Genomic DNA, 16,740 nt, shown 5'->3' with positions numbered 1-16,740 from the left:
CCGGGGCGGTGGGCACGGGCGCGGCCGTTGACGTGCACGATCGGTCCACAGTGGACAAGTCTGCTGTGGACCGACGGGGTGCGGGCGCTGTCAGCGGGTGAAGAACTCCACCAGGACCGGCGCGGTGGCGGCGGCTTTCACCATGTGCGTCTGTCCGGGCAGGACGGTCAGCTCGCCGTGCGGCAGGGCGTCGGCCAGGTGCCGCTGCGCGGTGCGCAGGTACTCCGGGCTCTTGCCGCCCGCGATCACCAGCGCCGGCACCCGGGCGCCCGCCCAGCGGTCCGCGGCCGGCGGGGTGCCGCGCTGGAACTCGCCGACGAGCGCAAAGTCGTTCGGCAGCGTGTGCGCGACGGCCTTGAGCTTCCTCCACGGCGGCAGCAGCGGGAACAGCGCGACCACGAGGCGCGGCGTGCCGACGTAGCGCATGAACAGCGCGACCGCCTCGCCCCGGCGCCCCTCGGCCACCGCCCGCTCCACCCTCGCCGGCAGGTCGGGGTCCATCGGCGCGCGCGAGCCGTCGACCACCATCGGCGACTCGTAGACCGCGATCCGCCGCGCCGCGACGCCCCGGTGCGCGGCCTCGGCGACCAGCGTGCCGCCGGAGGACATGCCGAACAGGTGCGCCGACCCGCCCGCCTCCTCGACCAGGGCCGCGATGTCCTCCACCTCCCGCCGCACGTCGCGCTCCGCCCCGCCGCCGCTCCCGCCCCGGCCGCGCCGGTCGTAGGTGTAGACGGTGAAGTGGCCGGCGAGCGCCTCGGCGAGCGCCCGCGACGGCCCGAACCCGCGGTGGCACAGCGCGCCGTCCACGACGACCAGCGCCGGGCCGGAGCCGGTGCGGCTGTACGCGATGGCGGTGCCGTCCTCCGAGTGGACCGTGCCCGTGGTCGTGCCCGCGGTCGTGGTCATGCCGTCTCCCCCAGCCAGGCCGACCAGGTCCGCTCGTCGCGGTGGTCGTCGGTGAACACGTGGTGCATCGCCGTCACCGAGGCGGGCATGCCCCGGAAGAAGCGGTAGAGGGCGCCGTCGGTGCGGATGCCGACGGTCTGCCCGTTCGCGAAGTACACGACGCCGGGCATGCCGTCGAGCACGACCTCGTCGCCGGTCCGCGCCGCCCGGTCCAGGCCGAGCCGCCGGCCCAGGGCCGTGCGGAAGGCAGGCCAGTCGTCGACGGCGGGCCCGAACGCGGTGACCGGCCGGGCCGCGCGCCCGGCGAAGTGCCGCAGGTAGGCGACGAGGGTCCGCCGGAACATCTCCCCGCCCGCCGACATGGCCTCGAACTCGTCCGCCCAGTCGTCGCCGGGCAGGAAGCCGCTGGTGACCACGCGCAGCACGGTGCTGCCCCGGTCCCGCCCCTCGATCAGGAACTCGTAGGCGACGAACCGCCCGTCGGGCTCCTCCTCGCCGCCGTAGGCGAGGCGCTCGCCGGGCTCCCACGCGGTGACCGGGTGGGTCGGCCGGTACCCGCCGAACGCCTGCCTCACCGCGACGCCGGGCTCGACCTCGTTGGTCCCCATGAACCACGAGTCGATGCCGGGGCCGGTCGCGACGGCCTCCCACACCTGCTCGGGCGTGACGCCGGGGAGGTCCGCCTCGTCGACGGCCTTGAACGCGTGACCCACGGTCACTCCTTCGGGATGCTGGGGTGGACGGCGACGACGACGCGGTGCGGGCGACCGCCCCCGGCGTCCTCGTCGTGGTACTTGGCGACCAGGCCGGTGACGGCGACCGCCAGCTCCTCGGCGAACGCCGCGCGGTCGGCCGCGGAGGCGAAGCGGACCTCGCCGTCGAGGGCGAAGGTCGCGACCCGCTTGCCGGCCTTGGCGGACCCGGTGAGCAGGTTGCCGACGTCGCGGACCAGGCGGGCCGCGACGGCCAGCAGCCAGCGGGCCGAGAGCCGGTCGGGCGCGCGCTCCGGGTCGGGCTGCACGGCGGCCAGCGCGACCGGCGAGATCACGTAGGACGCGGCCGTGGCGCGCATGACCCGCTCGGTCATGTTGCCCCGGCGGCGCTCCTCCGCGAGCTCCACCAGCCCGTGCTGCTCCAGCGTGCGCAGGTGGTAGTTGACCTTCTGCCGGGGCAGCCCCACCTTGGCCGCCAGCGTGGTCGCCGAGTTCGGCTCGACCAGTTCGGCCAGCAGCCTCACCCGCACCGGGTCCAGCGTCACCTCGGCCGTGGCCGGGTCCTCGATCACCGCTACGTCGAGCATGGGGGAACCCTCCCACCGACAACTTGAGCTGTCAAGACAAAGAAGTTTGTCGGTGGACCCCGGTGCGCCGCTGACGGGGGTCGGTGCGCGAACGGTGCGCGGCCCGTCAGCGGCACCCGCCACGGTGGGCCCATGGGGAAAGCAACGTGGTACCGGCGGCCCTGGGTCGGGCCGCTCGGGTTCCTGGTGGTGGCGTTCGTGGCGTTCTCGCTGCCGCCCTACCTGACCTTCGACCCGGCGCTGTCGCGGGTCCCGGTGCCGGAGCGGCACGCCTGGTACTACCCGGCGCTCGCCGTGCACGTCGTCTTCGGCTCGGTGGCCATCCTGACCTGCGTGTTCCAGGTGTGGCCCGCGTTCCGGCGGCGGTACCCGGCGTGGCACCGGCGGCTCGGCCGCACCTACGTCTTCGCGGGCGTGCTGCCCGCCGGGGTGCTGGCGCTGGCCATCGGCGCGGTGACGCCGTTCGGCCCGGTCAACCGGGTGGGCAACGTGCTCCAGGCGGTGCTGTGGCTCGCGTTCACGGTGGCGGCCGTGCGGATGGCGCGGCAGCGGCGGGTCGCCGACCACCGGCGGTGGGCGCTGCGCAGCTTCGCGCTCACCGTCGCGATCATCTCGAACCGGTTCTGGGCGGTCCTGTTCTCGCTCACGCTGCCCGCCGAGCTGGACACGGCGTTCGGCGGCAGCGAGGTGGCGCTGGCCCAGGCGATCTCCGGGCTGTCCGGGTGGCTGGGGATGCTCGTGCCGCTGCTGGCCGTCGAGTGGTGGTTGGAACGGGACCGGGCACGCGGGCGCGGTCGCGGTCCGCGGGCGAAGCCGGAACCGAAGCCGGAACCGGAGGTGGTCGCCGGGTGAGAACGGCGCGGCATTCCGCGCACACCCGGAATCCCGCTCGTCGGGCCGTCGCGCTCGAACGGCGGCCCGTTTTCCGACCGGTGTGGCGCGAACTCGCCGGCGGGAACGCGCCGGTAGGAACAGACACGCCCGAGAACCGTCCCGGCGCCGGAACACCCCCGCGCCGGACTCCCCCTCACACGGGACTAGACCGAGGTCGGGGCGGTGGTCCCGGCGAGCGGCGCCGGCCCCGCCCCGGCCCGATCCCGCCGGTGGCCGTCGAGGACGGTCCGCGGGATCGGGCGGACCCGTGCTCCACCGGTGACATCCCGGTCCTCACGGGCCGTGACCGGCGCGACGCCGATCGGGTCAGCCGCGGTCGAGGTCGGCACGACAGGTCGCTGAACCGTTCCACCGACCCGGCGCGTTCGGCGCCGTCCGCTGAGAAGACCCCCAGGACCCCTCAGCGGGGAATCTGCCGCCACTTCCGTTGGTTGTCTGCGAAACCACTTGGACCGGTCCCTCCGCACAACTCGACGACGCCACCGGAACGTCTTCGACAGCTTGTCAGCACAAGTCGTTAGGGTGGACTTCCTGGAGCACCACCGGTCCACGAACGACCTGTTCACGCGCTCACACCTGGTTTTCCGGTCCGGAAGACCGGACCCGAGGAGGCACGCCGCGGATGGCTGGTTCCGGTCAGGGGTCGGGTCCCCGCACCGTCTTCGCCGAGCGGTTCGCGCTGCTCTACGCCGAGGCGGGCGACCCCCCGCTGAAGCGGGTGACCGAGTCCGCGACCCGCGCCCGGCGCACCGACGAGCGCGGCAGACCGGTCCGGGCGACCGCCCAGCGGGTCAGCGACTGGCGGCGCGGGCGCAACGTCCCGGCCCGGTTCTCGGCACTCTCGGTAGTCCTGGAAGTCCTCATCGGCGAGGCCCGCAAGGCCCGCCCGCAGCCCCCCGTGGCCGGGTTGTACGACCTGGACGCGTGGCGCGCGCTGTGGGAGGAGGCGCTGGCGAGCCCGGTGTCGACGGGCGCGGACGAGGAGCCGCCCAGTTCCGGGGAAATCGGCGTCTGCCCCTATCGGGGACTGGCCGCTTTCCAGGCGGAGGACTCGAACTGGTTCTTCGGCCGGGAACGCAGCACGGCCGCTCTCGTGTCCCGATTGGGGAGCGCCGCGGAAACCGGCGGAATAGTGATGCTGGTCGGCGCTTCGGGCGCCGGGAAATCGTCCGTGGTGCGCGCCGGCGTGATACCGGCCATCCGCGACGGCGCGCTCGCGGTGCCGAATTCCGAGAAATGGCCGACGGTCGTCGTCACGCCCGGCGCGGACCCGGTGGAGGAGCTGGTCCGCGCGGTGCCGGAGCTGACCGGCGTGCTGGACGTGGCGATCGGCCTGGAGGGCATGGACGCCGAGGTGCCCGCGTTCGGCCAGGGCGGGGTGGACACCTACCTCGGGCAGGCGCTGATGGGCGTGCTGCGGTTCGCCGCGCAGATCCGGGCGGCCTTCGCGGCGTACGCGGCGCGGCACGGCGCCGACCGGGTCGTGGTGGTGGTCGACCAGTTCGAGGAGGCGTTCACGCTGTCCCGGGACGAGCTCCGGGTGCAGGTGCTGGTGCAGGCGCTCACCGTGGCGTGCACGCCCGCGACCCCCGGCGGCACGCCCCCCGCGCTGGTGCTGGTGGGCGTGCGGGCCGACTTCTACGGCCGGTGCCTGGCGTTCCCGGAGCTGGCCGACGCCCTCCAGGACCGGCAGATGGTGCTCGGCCCGATGACGTCGGCGGAGCTGCGCGAGGCCGTGTCCCGGCCGGCGAAGGCCGCCGGGCTCCAGCTGGAACCCGGCCTGGTCGAGCTGATGCTGCGCGACCTGGGCGTGCGCAGCGGGCGGGCGCAGACCCGCGGCGGCCAGGGCGCCTACGACGCGGGCGCGCTGCCGCTGCTGTCGCACGCGCTGCTGGCGACGTGGCAGCGGCGGCAGTCGGGGAAGCTCACCATCGCGGGCTACCGGGCGGCGGGCGGCATCCAGGGCGCGGTGGCGGCCACCGCGGAACGGGCGTGGGCGGACCTCGCGCCGGGCGCGCAGCTGGCGGCGCGCCCGCTGCTGCTGCGGCTGGTCCGCGTCGGCGAGGACACCCAGGACACGCGCCGCCGCTCCACCCGGCACGAGCTGGTCGACCAGGCCGCGGACCGGGCGGCCGGCGAGGAGGCGCTGGAGGTGCTGGCCCGCGCCCGGCTCGTGACGCTGGACGCCGGCTCGGTGGAGATCACGCACGAGGCGCTGCTCCAGGCGTGGCCCCGGCTGCGCAGCTGGATCGACCAGGACCGCGAGGGCCAGCTGCTGCGCCAGCGGCTGGAGGAGGACGCGGCGACGTGGGCGGCCCAGGACCGCGACTCGTCGCTGCTGTACCGGGGCGCGCGGCTGGAGACGGCGCGGCACTGGGCGGACGCGGCCGGGCCGGAGGGCCTGACCGGCACCGCGCAGGACTTCCTGGCCGTCTCGACGCAGCACCGCAGGCGCGCCGCGTGGGCCAGGCGGGCGGCGGTGGCGTGCGTCGTCGTGCTCGCGGTCATCGCGGGCACCGCCGCCGTGCTGGCCGTGCGGCAGCGCGACGACGCGGTGTTCCGGCAGGTCGTCGCCGAGGCCGACCGGCTGCGGGAGAGCGACCCGTCGCTGTCCGCGCAGCTCGACCTGGTGGCGCACCGGATGCGCCCGGACGACCCGGACGTGCGCACGCGGCTGCTGTCCACGCAGGGCTCGCCGCTGTCCGCCCCGCTGGAGGGCCACACCGGCGCGGTCTACCTGACCTCGTTCTCCCCGGACGGCAGGACGCTGGCGTCGGCCAGCTACGACGACACCGTGCGGCTGTGGGACCTGCGGGACCCGGACCACCCGAAACCCCTCGGCTCGCCCCTGGTCGGCCACCGCAGCTGGGTGACCTCGGCGGTGTTCTCCCCCGACGGCCGCACGCTGGCCACCGCGGGCGACGACGCGACCGTGCGGCTGTGGGACGTGACCGACCCGGCGAACCCGCGCTCGCTGGGGCAGCCGCTGGCGGGCGGGAACGGCACGGTCTACCTGCTCGCGTTCACGCCGGACTCGCGGACGCTGGTCACGGCGAACGCCGACCACACGGCCCGGCTGTGGGACGTGACCGACCCGGCGCGGCCGGCGCGGCTCGGCGACCCCCTGGGCGGGCACACCGGGCAGGTGCGCTCGGTGGCGTTCAGCCCGGACGGCTCGCTGCTGGCCACCGGCGGCGACGACCGGACCGCGGTGATCTTCGACGTGCGCGACCCGGCGCGACCGAGGCAGCTCGGCGGGACGATCACCGGGTTCGACGGGATCGTGCGCTCGCTCGCGTTCAGCCCGGACGGGCGGGTGCTGGCGGCGGGCAGCGAGGACTGGTCCGTGCGGCTGTACGACGTGGCCGAACCGGCGGTGCCGCGCTCGCTGGGCAGGCCGATGACCGAGCACACCAGCGGCGTGTGGTCGGTGGCGTTCAGCCCGGACGGGCGGGTGCTGGCCTCGGCCAGCCACGACGGCACGACCCGGCTGTGGAACGTCACCGACCCGACGCACCCGCTCCAGCTCGGCCGGCCCCTGAGCAGCCGCAGCGGCCCCGTGTACGCGGTGTCGTTCAGCCCGGACGGGCTCACCCTGGCCACCGGCGGCAACGACGCCGCGGTGCGGTTGTGGTCCCTGCCGCGGGACGTGCTCGTGGGCCACGCGGCGCGCACCACCGGGCCCCTCGTCCTGCCCGGCGGGCGGCACCTGGTGTCGGCGGGCGAGGACCGGCTGGTGCGGGTGTGGGACACGACCGCGGCGGGCGGGCCGGTCCCGGTCTGGAGCGCGGACCACGGCGCGCCGGTGTGGGCGACGGCGCTCAGCGACGACGGCCGCACGCTCGCCACCGTGAGCGACAAGGTCGTGCGGCTGTGGGACCTCGCCGACCCGGCGGCGCCGCGACCGCTGGGCGGGTCGATCGAGCCGGGCACCCGGTACAGCTCGCCGGTGGCGTTCAGCCACAGCGGCCGGGTGCTGCTCACCGGGCACGACGACGAGACCGTGCAGCTGTGGGACATCGCCGACCGGGAGCACCCGGTGCGGCTCGGGCAACCCCTCGTCGGGCACGAGGGGTACGTCTACTACGCCGGGTTCACGCCGGACGACCGGACGCTGGTCACGGCGGGCGCGGACCAGACCGTGCGGCTGTGGAGCACCGCCGACCCGGCCGGCGCGCAGCCGCTGGGGCAGCCGCTGACCGGGCACTCGGGCGCGGTGCGCGCGGGCGACATCAGCCCGGACGGCCGGACGCTGGTGACCGCCGGGGACGACAGCTCGATCCGGCTGTGGGACCTGAGCGCGCCGAACCGGGTGCGGCAGATCGGGTCGCCGATCACCGGGCACGTGGAGAGCGTGGTGGCGGTCGAGTTCAGCCCGGACGGGCGGACCCTCGCCTCCGGCGGCGGCGACCGCACGATCCGGCTGTGGGACGTGCGCACCCCGCTGCGGCCCGCGCCGCTGGGCGAGACGGTGACCGGGCACGACGGCGCGCTGCGCGACCTGGAGTTCTTCCCGGACGGCACGCGGCTGGGCTCCAGCAGCACGGACAGCACGATCCGGGTCTGGGACCTGGACCCGGGGCACGCGGAGGACCGGATCTGCGCGACGACGCAGGGGGTGCTGCCGGAGGACGAGTGGCGCGAGCACCTGCCGCAGCTGGACTACGAGCCGCCCTGCCCCTGACGGCCGGCCCCCCGACGCCCGGCCCCCCGACTGCCCCGCACCTGACCGCCCCGGTCGGCCCGCTGCCGGCGGGGACCCCGAACCCGCGCGGGGCCGGACCGCACGGAAGCCCGCCGGCGGGCACCGGTTTTCGTGGACTTCCCCCGGGTTGTGACTAGGTTGCCGGACATGCGTCTTCTTTCCAGGGTGGGGAGCCCCCGGGCGGCGATCGCGGCCTTGACCGGCGTCACCGCGCTCTACATGGTCCTCGTCGCGTTCGGGAACATCACCGACTACGAGACCAACCACGCGTTCGTGCAGCACGTGTTCGCCATGGACACCACGTTCGGCTCGCCCAGGACGTCGTGGCGCGCCATCACCAGCCCGACCCTCGTCACCATCGCCTACGTGCTGATCATCGCGTGGGAGGTGGTGGTCGCCCTGGTGATGGTGGCCGCGCTGGTGATGTGGCTGCGCCGGCGGGACGCGGTGGCCCGGCAGCTGTCGTCGACGGGCTGGGTGATGCAGGCGCTGCTGTTCGGCGCGGGCTTCATCGCGATCGGCGGCGAGTGGTTCGTGATGTGGCAGTCGAAGGACTGGAACGGCCTGGCCCCGGCGTTCCAGAACTTCGTGGTCGCCGGCCTCGGCCTGGTCCTGCTGCACTCGGCCCGGACCGCCCCGGACGACCGCGCCCGCACGCCGCACGACCGACCCGGGCACGACTGACCGGGGCACGACTGACCGGGGCACGACCGACCCGGGCACGACCGGGGCGGGACCCGCGGGGTCAGCCGACGATCTGGCGGAGCTGGTCCAGCAGCTCCGCCCGGCTCCCGCAGCCCAGGCGCTGCCGGATGCGGGCCACGTGGTGCTCGACGGTCTTCGCCGAGATGAACAGCCGGTCGCCGACCTGCTTGTAGGTCATGCCCCGCACGACCAGCTCGGCCACCTCGCGCTCGCGGTCGCTCAGCTTGCCGCCGTCGTGCTCGACCACCGGCTCGGGGGCCTTGGCGCGGGTCGTGCCGCCGGCCGGGCGGCCCTGGAGCAGGCGGGCGCAGTCCAGCAGCCGCACCATCGCCGCCCGGTCGGACGTGCGGATCGCCGCCTGCCCGGCCAGCCGGGCCGCGTCCCACCAGTGGCCGACCGCGTGCAGGCCGCGCGCCGCGTCCTCGACCCGGTCGGCGTCGACCCGGCCCGCGAGGACGTCGAGCCAGCTGTCCGCCGCCGACGACACCACCCCGGCGTAGCGGCTGCGGTCCTTGACCGCGGCCAGCGACGCGGCGTGCTCCTCGGCGGCGGGCGTCTCCTCGGCGGTGACGGCGGCGTGCAGCGCGCTCCAGTGCAGCGGCACGCCCCACAGCGGCGGGTCGCCGAGCGCGTGCAGCAGCCGCCGGGCCTCGGCCAGGTGCGGCGCCAGCCGGTGCTGGTCGCGCATCCGGGCCGCCGCCGCCGCGAACTCGCCGAGCGGCAGGAACGTGAACAGGTCCACCGGGTGCCGCAGCACGGCCTCGCACGCCTGCTCCCACGTGCGCCGCAGCGTGGCGAGGTCGCTGTTGCGCCGGGCGATGCCGACCTCCAGCGCCACCGCGAAGACCCAGTCGCGCGGCTCCAGCGGGCGACCGGCCTTGCGCAGCGCCACCAGGGTCTCCCTGGCCTGGGTCAGGTTGCCGCGCAGCATCGCCACCCACGCCCGCAGCAGCCGGTGCCGCACGCCCATCAGCGCGCCGCCGAGCGAGGTGGCCACCGCCCGGTCCAGCACGGACTCGGCGACCGGCAGCTCGCCGCCGTGCAGCGCGACGAGCGCGGCCAGCGCGGCGGGCGAGTCCGGCAGCAGCACGGCGCGCCCCGCCGGTTCCAGCAGCCCGGCCGCGCGGACCAGCGTGGACAGCGCGGTGGTGGTGGCCCCGGTGACGGACTCCACGACGCCCTGCGCCATCAGCGACGCGCCGCCGTCGAGCATCGTGGGCGGCGCGACCGGCAGGGGTTCGGCCGGCAGCCGGCCCGTGCCGACCTCGCCGATCACCGCGAACGCGGTGGACGTCGAGCTGGGCGACCAGCGGTGCAGCTCCGTGGCGCGGGCCAGCTGGCCGCGGTGGGCCAGGGCGATGGCCGCGACCTCGGCCGCCGGGCCCCGGTGCGCCGGGTCGGACGAGATGACCTGGTCGGCGAGCCGCAGCGCGGCGTCGAGGTCGCCCGCCATCGCGGAGGCCACCGCGCGCCGCACGGCCACCTCCGCGGACGGCGAGCCGACGGCGGCGAGCAGCCGGGCGGCCAGCGCGGGGTCGGTCGGCAGCGCCTCGGCCGCCGCCGCCTGGAACGCCGCGCCCATCTCCGGCCCGGCCACCCCGAGCAGGGGCCGCACCAGCTCCAGCACCGGCCCGCCGGAGCGCAGCTGGAGCTCCGCGAGCCGCTGCCGCACGGCGATGCGCCGGTCGGTGCGGCTCAGCGCGGCCACGGCCAGCCGGGCGACCGGCAGCAGCGTGCCGTCGGGCGCGAGCAGCCCGGTGGCGCGGCCCGCCTCGATCACGTCGCCGACCGCGTCCACGTCGCCGCCGAGCAGCCCGCCGAGCAGGTCGAGCCGCAGCGCCGCGCCCGCCTCGGCGGCCAGCAGGAACTTCTGCACGTCGGCGTCGAGCCAGTCCAGGTCGGCCCGGAAGGACGCCACGACCTCCGGCGTGACCTCGGGCGCGGTGATCCCGGCGAAGCGCCGCACGAACCGCGGCACGCCCCCGGTCTGCCGGTGCACGAAGTCGGCGAACCCGCGGGCCGGCGCGGGCAGCACGCCCCGCACCTGGTCGCGGGTGAGCGGTTCCAGCGCCAGCGCGGGCCGGACCCGGCCGAGCGACTCGGCCAGCGCGGACAGCGCCCGCGACCGGGGCCACGGCCGGTAGGCCACGACCACCGCGTCGTCACCGCGCTCCACGCGGGCGCGCAGGGCGAGCAGCTCGGCGTCGGGCAGCAGGTGGGCGTCGTCCGCGGCGGTGACCGCCAGGCCGGCGTCCTCGCACGCCCGCACCACCTCCCGCAGCACGGTCGTCTTGCCGTACCCGCCGGGCGCGACGATCCCCAGGCAGGGGGCCGCGCCGGCCGCGACGGCGTCCAGCACCCCCGAGACCTGCTCGGACAACACCGGGTGCGCGATCATGATCTGGCTCAACGACCGTCCTCGTGGTCACGGGCACGACGCCGGCCGCCGGTGGCCGCGAGGGCGCGCACGACGCGCTTCACCGTGCGGCGTTCCGGCAGGTCCAGCGGCGTGATGTCGACGGGTGGGCGGGGCGGTGGCGGCGCGGCGACGTCCGCGTCCGCCGCGTCCGGGCCGCCCACGGGGAAGCGCAGCAGCGGGTCGTCGTCCCGCACCATCACCGACGTCTCGAGGGGTTCGGGCTCCACCTCGGGGCCGACGACGAGCCGCCGGGCCGCCAGCGCCGCGCCCTTGACCACCGAGGTCTCCGGGGCGGCCTCCAGCACGACCCGGCCCGGCACGGCCGCCGCGACCAGCGGGATGCGGGCGCTGCCGCCGACCAGCACGGTCGTCCCGACGCCGCCGGCGCCCGCCACGAGCCGCGCGTACGCCGCCGCGGCCTGCTCCACCGCGGGCCGGACCAGCTCCTCGAACCGGGCCCGGGTCAGCGGCACGTCGACCCGCCCGGACGGCAGGTGCACGGGGATCGACGTCTCCACCGTGCCGGACAGCAGCCGCTTGGCCGCCTCGCAGTCGCGCCGCAGCCGGGCGAACAGGCCGCGGGTGCGCGGGTCGTCGGCGTCCAGCTCGTCCAGCTCGCGCCCGAGGGAGGCCCGGACGTGCGCGAACACGGCGTCGTCGAAATCGGCGCCGGCGGGCTGCTCGACGCCGTCGAGCGCGGCCACCAGCTCGAAGTCCCGGCCCACGACGGCGGCGGCGGAACCGTGGCTGCCCAGGCTGAACACGCCCAGCGGGGTCGGGCCGTGCGGGAACGCGTCCGGCCCGCCGGCGCGCGGCCCGGCGAACGCGTGGTTGTGCGCGGCGGCGACCGGTTCGGGGACCAGGGAGGCGTCCACGCCGAGCGCCCGCAGGGCCCGGTGCGCGAGCCCCCTGGCGTGCGGGCCCCACCCGACGGGGTGGGCGAGCACGACGTGCTCGGGCGGTTCGCCCTCGCGGGCCGCGACCTGGTCGACCACCCAGCGGACCAGCAGCGCGGTCAGCTCCTCGGGCGTGCACGGCTCACCGCCGAGGACCACGGGCACGGTGTCGCCGACCCGGCGGGCGAACCCGGTGGCGGTGCAGCGCGGGTCGCCCGGCTCGCCGACGGCGAACGCGCCCCGCGGGGTGAGCTGGAGGACCGAGGCCACGCCGCCGCCCGGACCGCCCAGGCCCACCGGCTCGGGTTCGGCCCGCCCGGCTCCGGTCAACCTGCACACGGCCGCCGCGGTGCGCGTCGTGCCCACGTCGACCCCGAGGACGTACGGCAACTCGGAGCCTCCTCTGCTCACCCGATCGGGATAAGAGCAACACCTACAGGGATCACGAGGAGGTCACAACCGCATCCCCTAATCCCCTAGGGAGTGAACGACTATCACCCCATCGTGGATGCGGTATCTACTGGGAGTAATCCCCGATGGCCGGTGATCCCCCCGGTCGTAGCGTCGTCCCCGGCGCCGGGCTCCCCCTGCCGGCCCGCGCTCCCCGCGGTCGCCACCCCGACGCCCGCACCCGGCGCTCGCACCCCGACGCCCGTCACCCCGACCTGGAGCACAGAGACATGGGCACCAGCCCCACCACGCTGCACGACTTCGTCCTCGACCTGCTGAGCGACCCGACCGCGCTGGCCGACTTCCAGGCCGACGCGGCGGGCACCCTGGCGAAGGCGGGCCTGGGCGACATCAGTGCCCTGGACGTGCAGGAAGTCATCCCGCTGGTCCTCGACTACGTGCCGACCGGGAGCCTGCCCGCTCTCGACGGCCCGCTGCTGGAGGACCTGCCGCTGGACCTGGCCGACGCCGGGCACGCGGGCGCCATCTTCCGGCTCAAGGCCGTCACCGACCAGATCGCGCTGTCGGGCGCGACCGGCGCCGGTGACGTCAAGGCCGCCGTGGCGGGCACCCTCAGCGCGGACGCCGACGGCCTCACCGTCTTCGGCGGCGTGTCCAGCTGGGACCTGCTCGACGCCTCGGGCTCGGCCGAGCTGACGGTGCAGGGCGACTTCTCCGCGGTGAACGACGTGACCGGCACCCTGGACGGCACGCTGCACACCGCTCACGGTCAGGTCGCCGACCTGACCTCCACGGCGACCGGCGGCCTCGACGGCGCCGTCGCCACCGCGGGTGGGGTCACCGGCTCGCTGCCCGGCGCGGACAGCCTGACCAGCACCGCGTTCGGCTCGCTCGACACGCTGCACGGCGTGGTCGGCGACGTGACCGGTGGCCTCACCAGCTCGCTGCCCACGAGCGGCCTGCACGACACCCTCGACCTGGACGCCTCCTTCCAGGGCCTGGGGCAGCACCACTCCTTCGACGGCGACGCCCCGCTGACCGCCGTCCACGACACGGTGGGTGCCGTCGCGCACACGACCGGTGTCGAGGACGTGGTGAGCAACGTCACCGGCACGGTCCACGGCGCGGTCGGCGGGCTCGACCTGCCGGTCGTGGACTCGCTCGGCGTGGACGACCTGCTGTTCTGACGCCGATCCGGGACCCGGGGGCCGGCTCCGTCCGAGGGACGGGGCCGGCCCTCGCTTTCGCTCCGCCCCCGAGTGGCGGCACACTCTTCCGGGTGATGTCCGCGCCCTGGCTCGACGTGCTCGACGACACGATCCGGGCTTGCGCCGCGCACAACCGGCCCGACCTGGCCGAACGGTTGCGCGAGAAGCGCGCCCGCCAGCTGGACCCGAAGCTCCGGGTGCTCGTCCTGGGCGAGCCCAAGCAGGGCAAGAGCCAGCTGGTCAACGCGATGGTGAACGCCCCGGTGTGCGCGGTCGGCGACGACGACACGACCGCCGTGCCCACGTTCGTGCAGCACGCGGAGACGCCGTCCGCGGCGCTCGTGCGGGGCGCGACCATCGCGAACACCCCCACCGAGCGCATCCCCGTGCCGCTGGACGAGCTGGGCAGCGCCGCCCGGGGCCTCGGCGGCGACGTGGTGCGCGCCGAGGTCGGCATCCCGCGCGCCCTGCTCGGCTCCGGCCTCGTGCTGATCGACACGCCGGGCGTCGGCGACCTGCGGCCCGCGCACACCGCCAGCACGTTCGCCGCCCTGCTCCAGGCCGACGCGGTGCTCATGGTGTCCGACGCGACGGCCGAGCTGACCAGCTCCGAGGTGGAGCTGCTCAGGCAGGTCATGACGTCGTGCCCGAACGTCACCGTGGTGCTGACCAAGATCGACATCACGCCGCACTGGCGACGGGTCGCGGAGCGCAACCGGGCGCACCTGGCCCGCGCGGGCGTGGCCGTGAAGCTCGTCCCGGTGTCCGCCGCGCTGCGGCTGCGCGCCGCCAAGACCGGCGACAAGGCGCTCAACGCCGAGTCCGGGTTCCCCGAGCTGCTGGCGTGCGTGCAGCAGGACATCGTGGCCGCCGCCGACGTGCTGGCCCGCCGGTCCGTCGCGGTCACCGCCGCGTCCGCGATCAAGCAGCTCGTCACCCCGGTCCGCGAGGAGCTGTCCGCGCAGGGCTCGCGCCGCGCCGAGGACACCCTGGCCGCGCTGAACGAGGCTCAGCGCCGCATCGACGAGCTGCGCCGCCGGTCCGCGCGCTGGCAGACCGTGCTGGCCGACGAGATGGCCGACCTGCTCTCGGACGTCGAGCACGACCTGCGCGACCGGACCCGGCGCATCCTGCGCGAGGTCGAGCGGACGTTCGAGACCGCCGACCCGTCGCTCGGCTGGGAGAAGTTCGAGGAGTGGCTGGAGGACAACCTCACCGAGGCCGCCACCGCGAACTTCGCCTGGCTGCTGGAGCGCTCCGAGTGGGTGGCCGGGAAGGTCGCCAAGAGCTTCCCCGTGCCGCGCGACGACCTGCTGCCCGGGTCGCTGTTCCCGGACGACGTGCTCGACCGCGTGTCGCCGATGGACAAGCCGCTGATCGAGGAGTTCAGCCTGGCGCAGAAGGCGTTCACCGGCCTGAAGGGGTCCTACGGCGGCGTGCTGATGTTCGGCCTCGCCACCAGCCTCGCCGGGATGCCGCTGATCAACGCGATCTCGCTGGGCGCGGGCGCGCTGTTCGGCGGGAAGTCGATCCTGGACGAGGGCGACCAGCGGCTGCGCCGCCGCCAGGCCGCCGCCAAGGCCGCCGCCGCCCGGCACGTCGACGACTTCTTCATCAAGTTCGGCAAGGACTGCCGCGACGCGACCCGGCTCGTGCAGCGCAACCTGCGCAACCACTTCTCCCGGCTGGCCGAGGAGATGCAGGAGACGCTGCTGGAGTCGGCCCGCAGCGCGCGCCGCGCCGTGCAGGACGACACGTCGGAGCGCGAGCGCCGCAACCGCGAGGCCAAGCGCGAGCTGGACGCCCTGGTGACGCTCTACCAGCGCGTGCAGGCGCTGGCGGGCGGCCAGGCCCCGCCGCTGGGGATCAGCGCGTGACCGGTGCCGTCTCGCTCGCCGACGAGGTGTGGGCGCTGCTGGAGGACGCGCTGGCCCTGTACCGGGACAGCCCGCGCGCGGTGGCGTGGCTGCGCGGGCACCGGCAGCGGTTCACCGAGCCGGTGCGGGTGGCGGTGGCGGGCGCACCGCGGTCCGGCAAGTCGACCGTGGTCGGGGCGCTGATCGGCGAGGAGTTCGCGTCCACCGGGGCGACCACCTGGTACCACGACGGGCAGCAGCCGCGGGCGTGGGCCGGGCAGCACGAGGTGCCCGTCGTGCGGCGCGACGGGCGGGCGTTCGTCGACGCGCCGGACGCCGAGCGGGTCGTGGTCGAGTGGCCGTCGCGGTCGCTGCGGGACGTCACCCTGATCGACACGCCCGGCGGCGCGCCCGTCGAGCAGGTGTACGGCGAGGCCGACGCCGTGCTGTACCTGACCCGGCACCTGCACACCGACGACGTGCGGTTCCTGCGCACCGCGCACGACCACCCGGTGGCGCGGGCCGCGCCGGTGAACACCGTGCTGGTGCTGGCCCGCGCCGACGAGATCGGCGGCGGCCGGATCGACGCGCTGTCCTCGGCCAAGCAGATCGCCCGCCGCTACCGGCGCGAGGCGGCCGTGAAACCGCTGTGCCAGAACGTGGTCGCGGTCGCCGGGCTGCTCGCGGTCGCCGGGCGCACCACCCGCCCCGAGGAGTTCGCCGCGCTGTCGGCGCTGGCGTCGCTGGCCCGCACCGAGCTGGAGGACCACCTGCTGTCCGCGGACCGGTTCGTGGGCGACGACTTCCCCGTGCGGCTGGACCCGGCCGTGCGGCGCGGCCTGGTCGACCGGTTCGGCGTGTTCGGCGTGCGGCTGACCACCACGTTGATCCGCCAGGGGTTCGACACGCAGGTCAAGTTGACCGGTCAGCTCGTGCAGCGCAGCGGCCTGGGCGAGCTGCGCGACTCGATCGGCGTGTACTTCACCGAGCGGCGCGACGTGCTCAAGGCGCGGTCCGCGCTGCTCGGCCTGGACGTCGTGCTGCGGGCCGAGCCCCGGCCCGGCTCGGCCGCCCTGGCCGCCGCCGCGGAACGCGTCCTCGCCTCGGCCCACGACTTCCGCGAGCTGCGCCTGCTGGCCGCCCTCCAGGGTGGCCGCACCCGCCTGCCCGAGTCCCTGGAGGCCGAGGCGTCCCGCCTGGTCGGCGGCCTCGGCACCGACCTGCCGACCCGCCTGGGCATGGAGTACGAGCCCACCGCCGCCGAACTGCGCCACGTCGTCCTCGACACCCTCAACCGCTGGCGCGACCACACCGCCGACCCGACCCTGGACCACGCCCAGCGCCAGGCCGCCGCCGTGGTCGTCAGGACCTGCGAGGCCATGCTGACCACCCTCCCCTGACCCGAACGCAGAACTCACCCGACCCGGGTGTTGGACT

At 75.7% G+C, this 16,740-nt stretch carries 11 protein-coding genes; 6 read left to right on the top strand and 5 right to left on the bottom strand.

Annotated features, from left to right (window positions below):
• Positions 1-90: 90 nt before the first annotated feature.
• The 3 genes from ACRAKJ_RS02885 to ACRAKJ_RS02875 are packed head-to-tail and all read right to left on the bottom strand — an operon-like array spanning position 91 to position 2,209.
• Positions 91-909: an alpha/beta fold hydrolase gene (locus ACRAKJ_RS02885; protein WP_438923091.1), complete on the bottom strand. Its 819-nt coding sequence runs from the start codon at positions 907-909 to the stop codon at positions 91-93.
• Complete coding sequence (locus ACRAKJ_RS02880) at positions 906-1,622, bottom strand: SRPBCC family protein (RefSeq protein WP_438923092.1); 717 nt, start codon at positions 1,620-1,622, stop codon at positions 906-908. Before ACRAKJ_RS02880 ends, ACRAKJ_RS02885 begins: the two co-directional genes overlap by 4 nt.
• A 2-nt stretch (positions 1,623-1,624) precedes the next feature.
• Positions 1,625-2,209: a helix-turn-helix domain-containing protein gene (locus tag ACRAKJ_RS02875; RefSeq protein WP_438923093.1), complete on the bottom strand. Its 585-nt coding sequence runs from the start codon at positions 2,207-2,209 to the stop codon at positions 1,625-1,627.
• Positions 2,210-2,341: 132 nt separating this feature from the next.
• Between ACRAKJ_RS02875 and ACRAKJ_RS02870 the strand changes: the two genes are divergently transcribed.
• The 3 genes from ACRAKJ_RS02870 to ACRAKJ_RS02860 all read left to right on the top strand — a co-directional run bounded on the left by ACRAKJ_RS02870 (position 2,342) and on the right by ACRAKJ_RS02860 (position 8,492).
• A complete protein-coding gene (locus ACRAKJ_RS02870) occupies positions 2,342-3,061 on the top strand; it encodes a DUF2306 domain-containing protein (RefSeq protein WP_438923094.1) in 720 nt (239 codons plus the stop codon).
• Between the two features lie 664 nt (positions 3,062-3,725).
• Positions 3,726-7,787 (top strand): nSTAND1 domain-containing NTPase, encoded by a 4,062-nt coding sequence (locus tag ACRAKJ_RS02865; RefSeq protein WP_438923095.1) that lies wholly within the window; start codon positions 3,726-3,728, stop codon positions 7,785-7,787.
• A 168-nt stretch (positions 7,788-7,955) separates the two neighbouring features.
• Positions 7,956-8,492, top strand: a complete 537-nt coding sequence (locus tag ACRAKJ_RS02860; RefSeq protein WP_438923096.1) for a DUF2165 domain-containing protein — start codon at positions 7,956-7,958, stop codon at positions 8,490-8,492.
• A 61-nt stretch (positions 8,493-8,553) separates the two neighbouring features.
• On the opposite strand, the gene ACRAKJ_RS02855 is transcribed toward ACRAKJ_RS02860, so the two are convergent.
• Positions 8,554-10,923, bottom strand: a complete 2,370-nt coding sequence (locus ACRAKJ_RS02855; protein WP_438923097.1) for a LuxR C-terminal-related transcriptional regulator — start codon at positions 10,921-10,923, stop codon at positions 8,554-8,556.
• Entirely contained in the window at positions 10,920-12,239 is a 1,320-nt protein-coding gene (locus tag ACRAKJ_RS02850) for an Hsp70 family protein (protein ID WP_438923098.1), read from the bottom strand. Before ACRAKJ_RS02850 ends, ACRAKJ_RS02855 begins: the two co-directional genes overlap by 4 nt.
• A gap of 269 nt (positions 12,240-12,508) precedes the next feature.
• On the opposite strand from ACRAKJ_RS02850, the gene ACRAKJ_RS02845 reads away from it, so the two are divergent.
• The 3 genes from ACRAKJ_RS02845 (at position 12,509) to ACRAKJ_RS02835 (ending at position 16,703) form a co-directional block, all read left to right on the top strand.
• The gene (locus ACRAKJ_RS02845; protein WP_438923099.1) at positions 12,509-13,426 is read left to right on the top strand and encodes an IniB N-terminal domain-containing protein; all 918 of its coding nucleotides are present in this window, start codon (positions 12,509-12,511) and stop codon (positions 13,424-13,426) included.
• 95 nt (positions 13,427-13,521) lie between these two features.
• Entirely contained in the window at positions 13,522-15,324 is a 1,803-nt protein-coding gene (locus ACRAKJ_RS02840; protein ID WP_438923100.1) for a dynamin family protein, read from the top strand.
• Positions 15,321-16,703 carry a GTPase domain-containing protein gene (locus ACRAKJ_RS02835; RefSeq protein ID WP_447008865.1) on the top strand — a complete coding sequence of 461 codons (1,383 nt, stop codon included), beginning with the start codon at positions 15,321-15,323 and terminating at the stop codon, positions 16,701-16,703. The genes ACRAKJ_RS02840 and ACRAKJ_RS02835 overlap by 4 nt, the downstream gene beginning before the upstream one ends.
• Positions 16,704-16,740 lie beyond the last annotated feature (37 nt).

The sequence above is a fragment of the Saccharothrix sp. DSM 118769 genome, from assembly GCF_052936295.1.
This window is presented reverse-complemented; position numbering and strand designations above follow the sequence as displayed.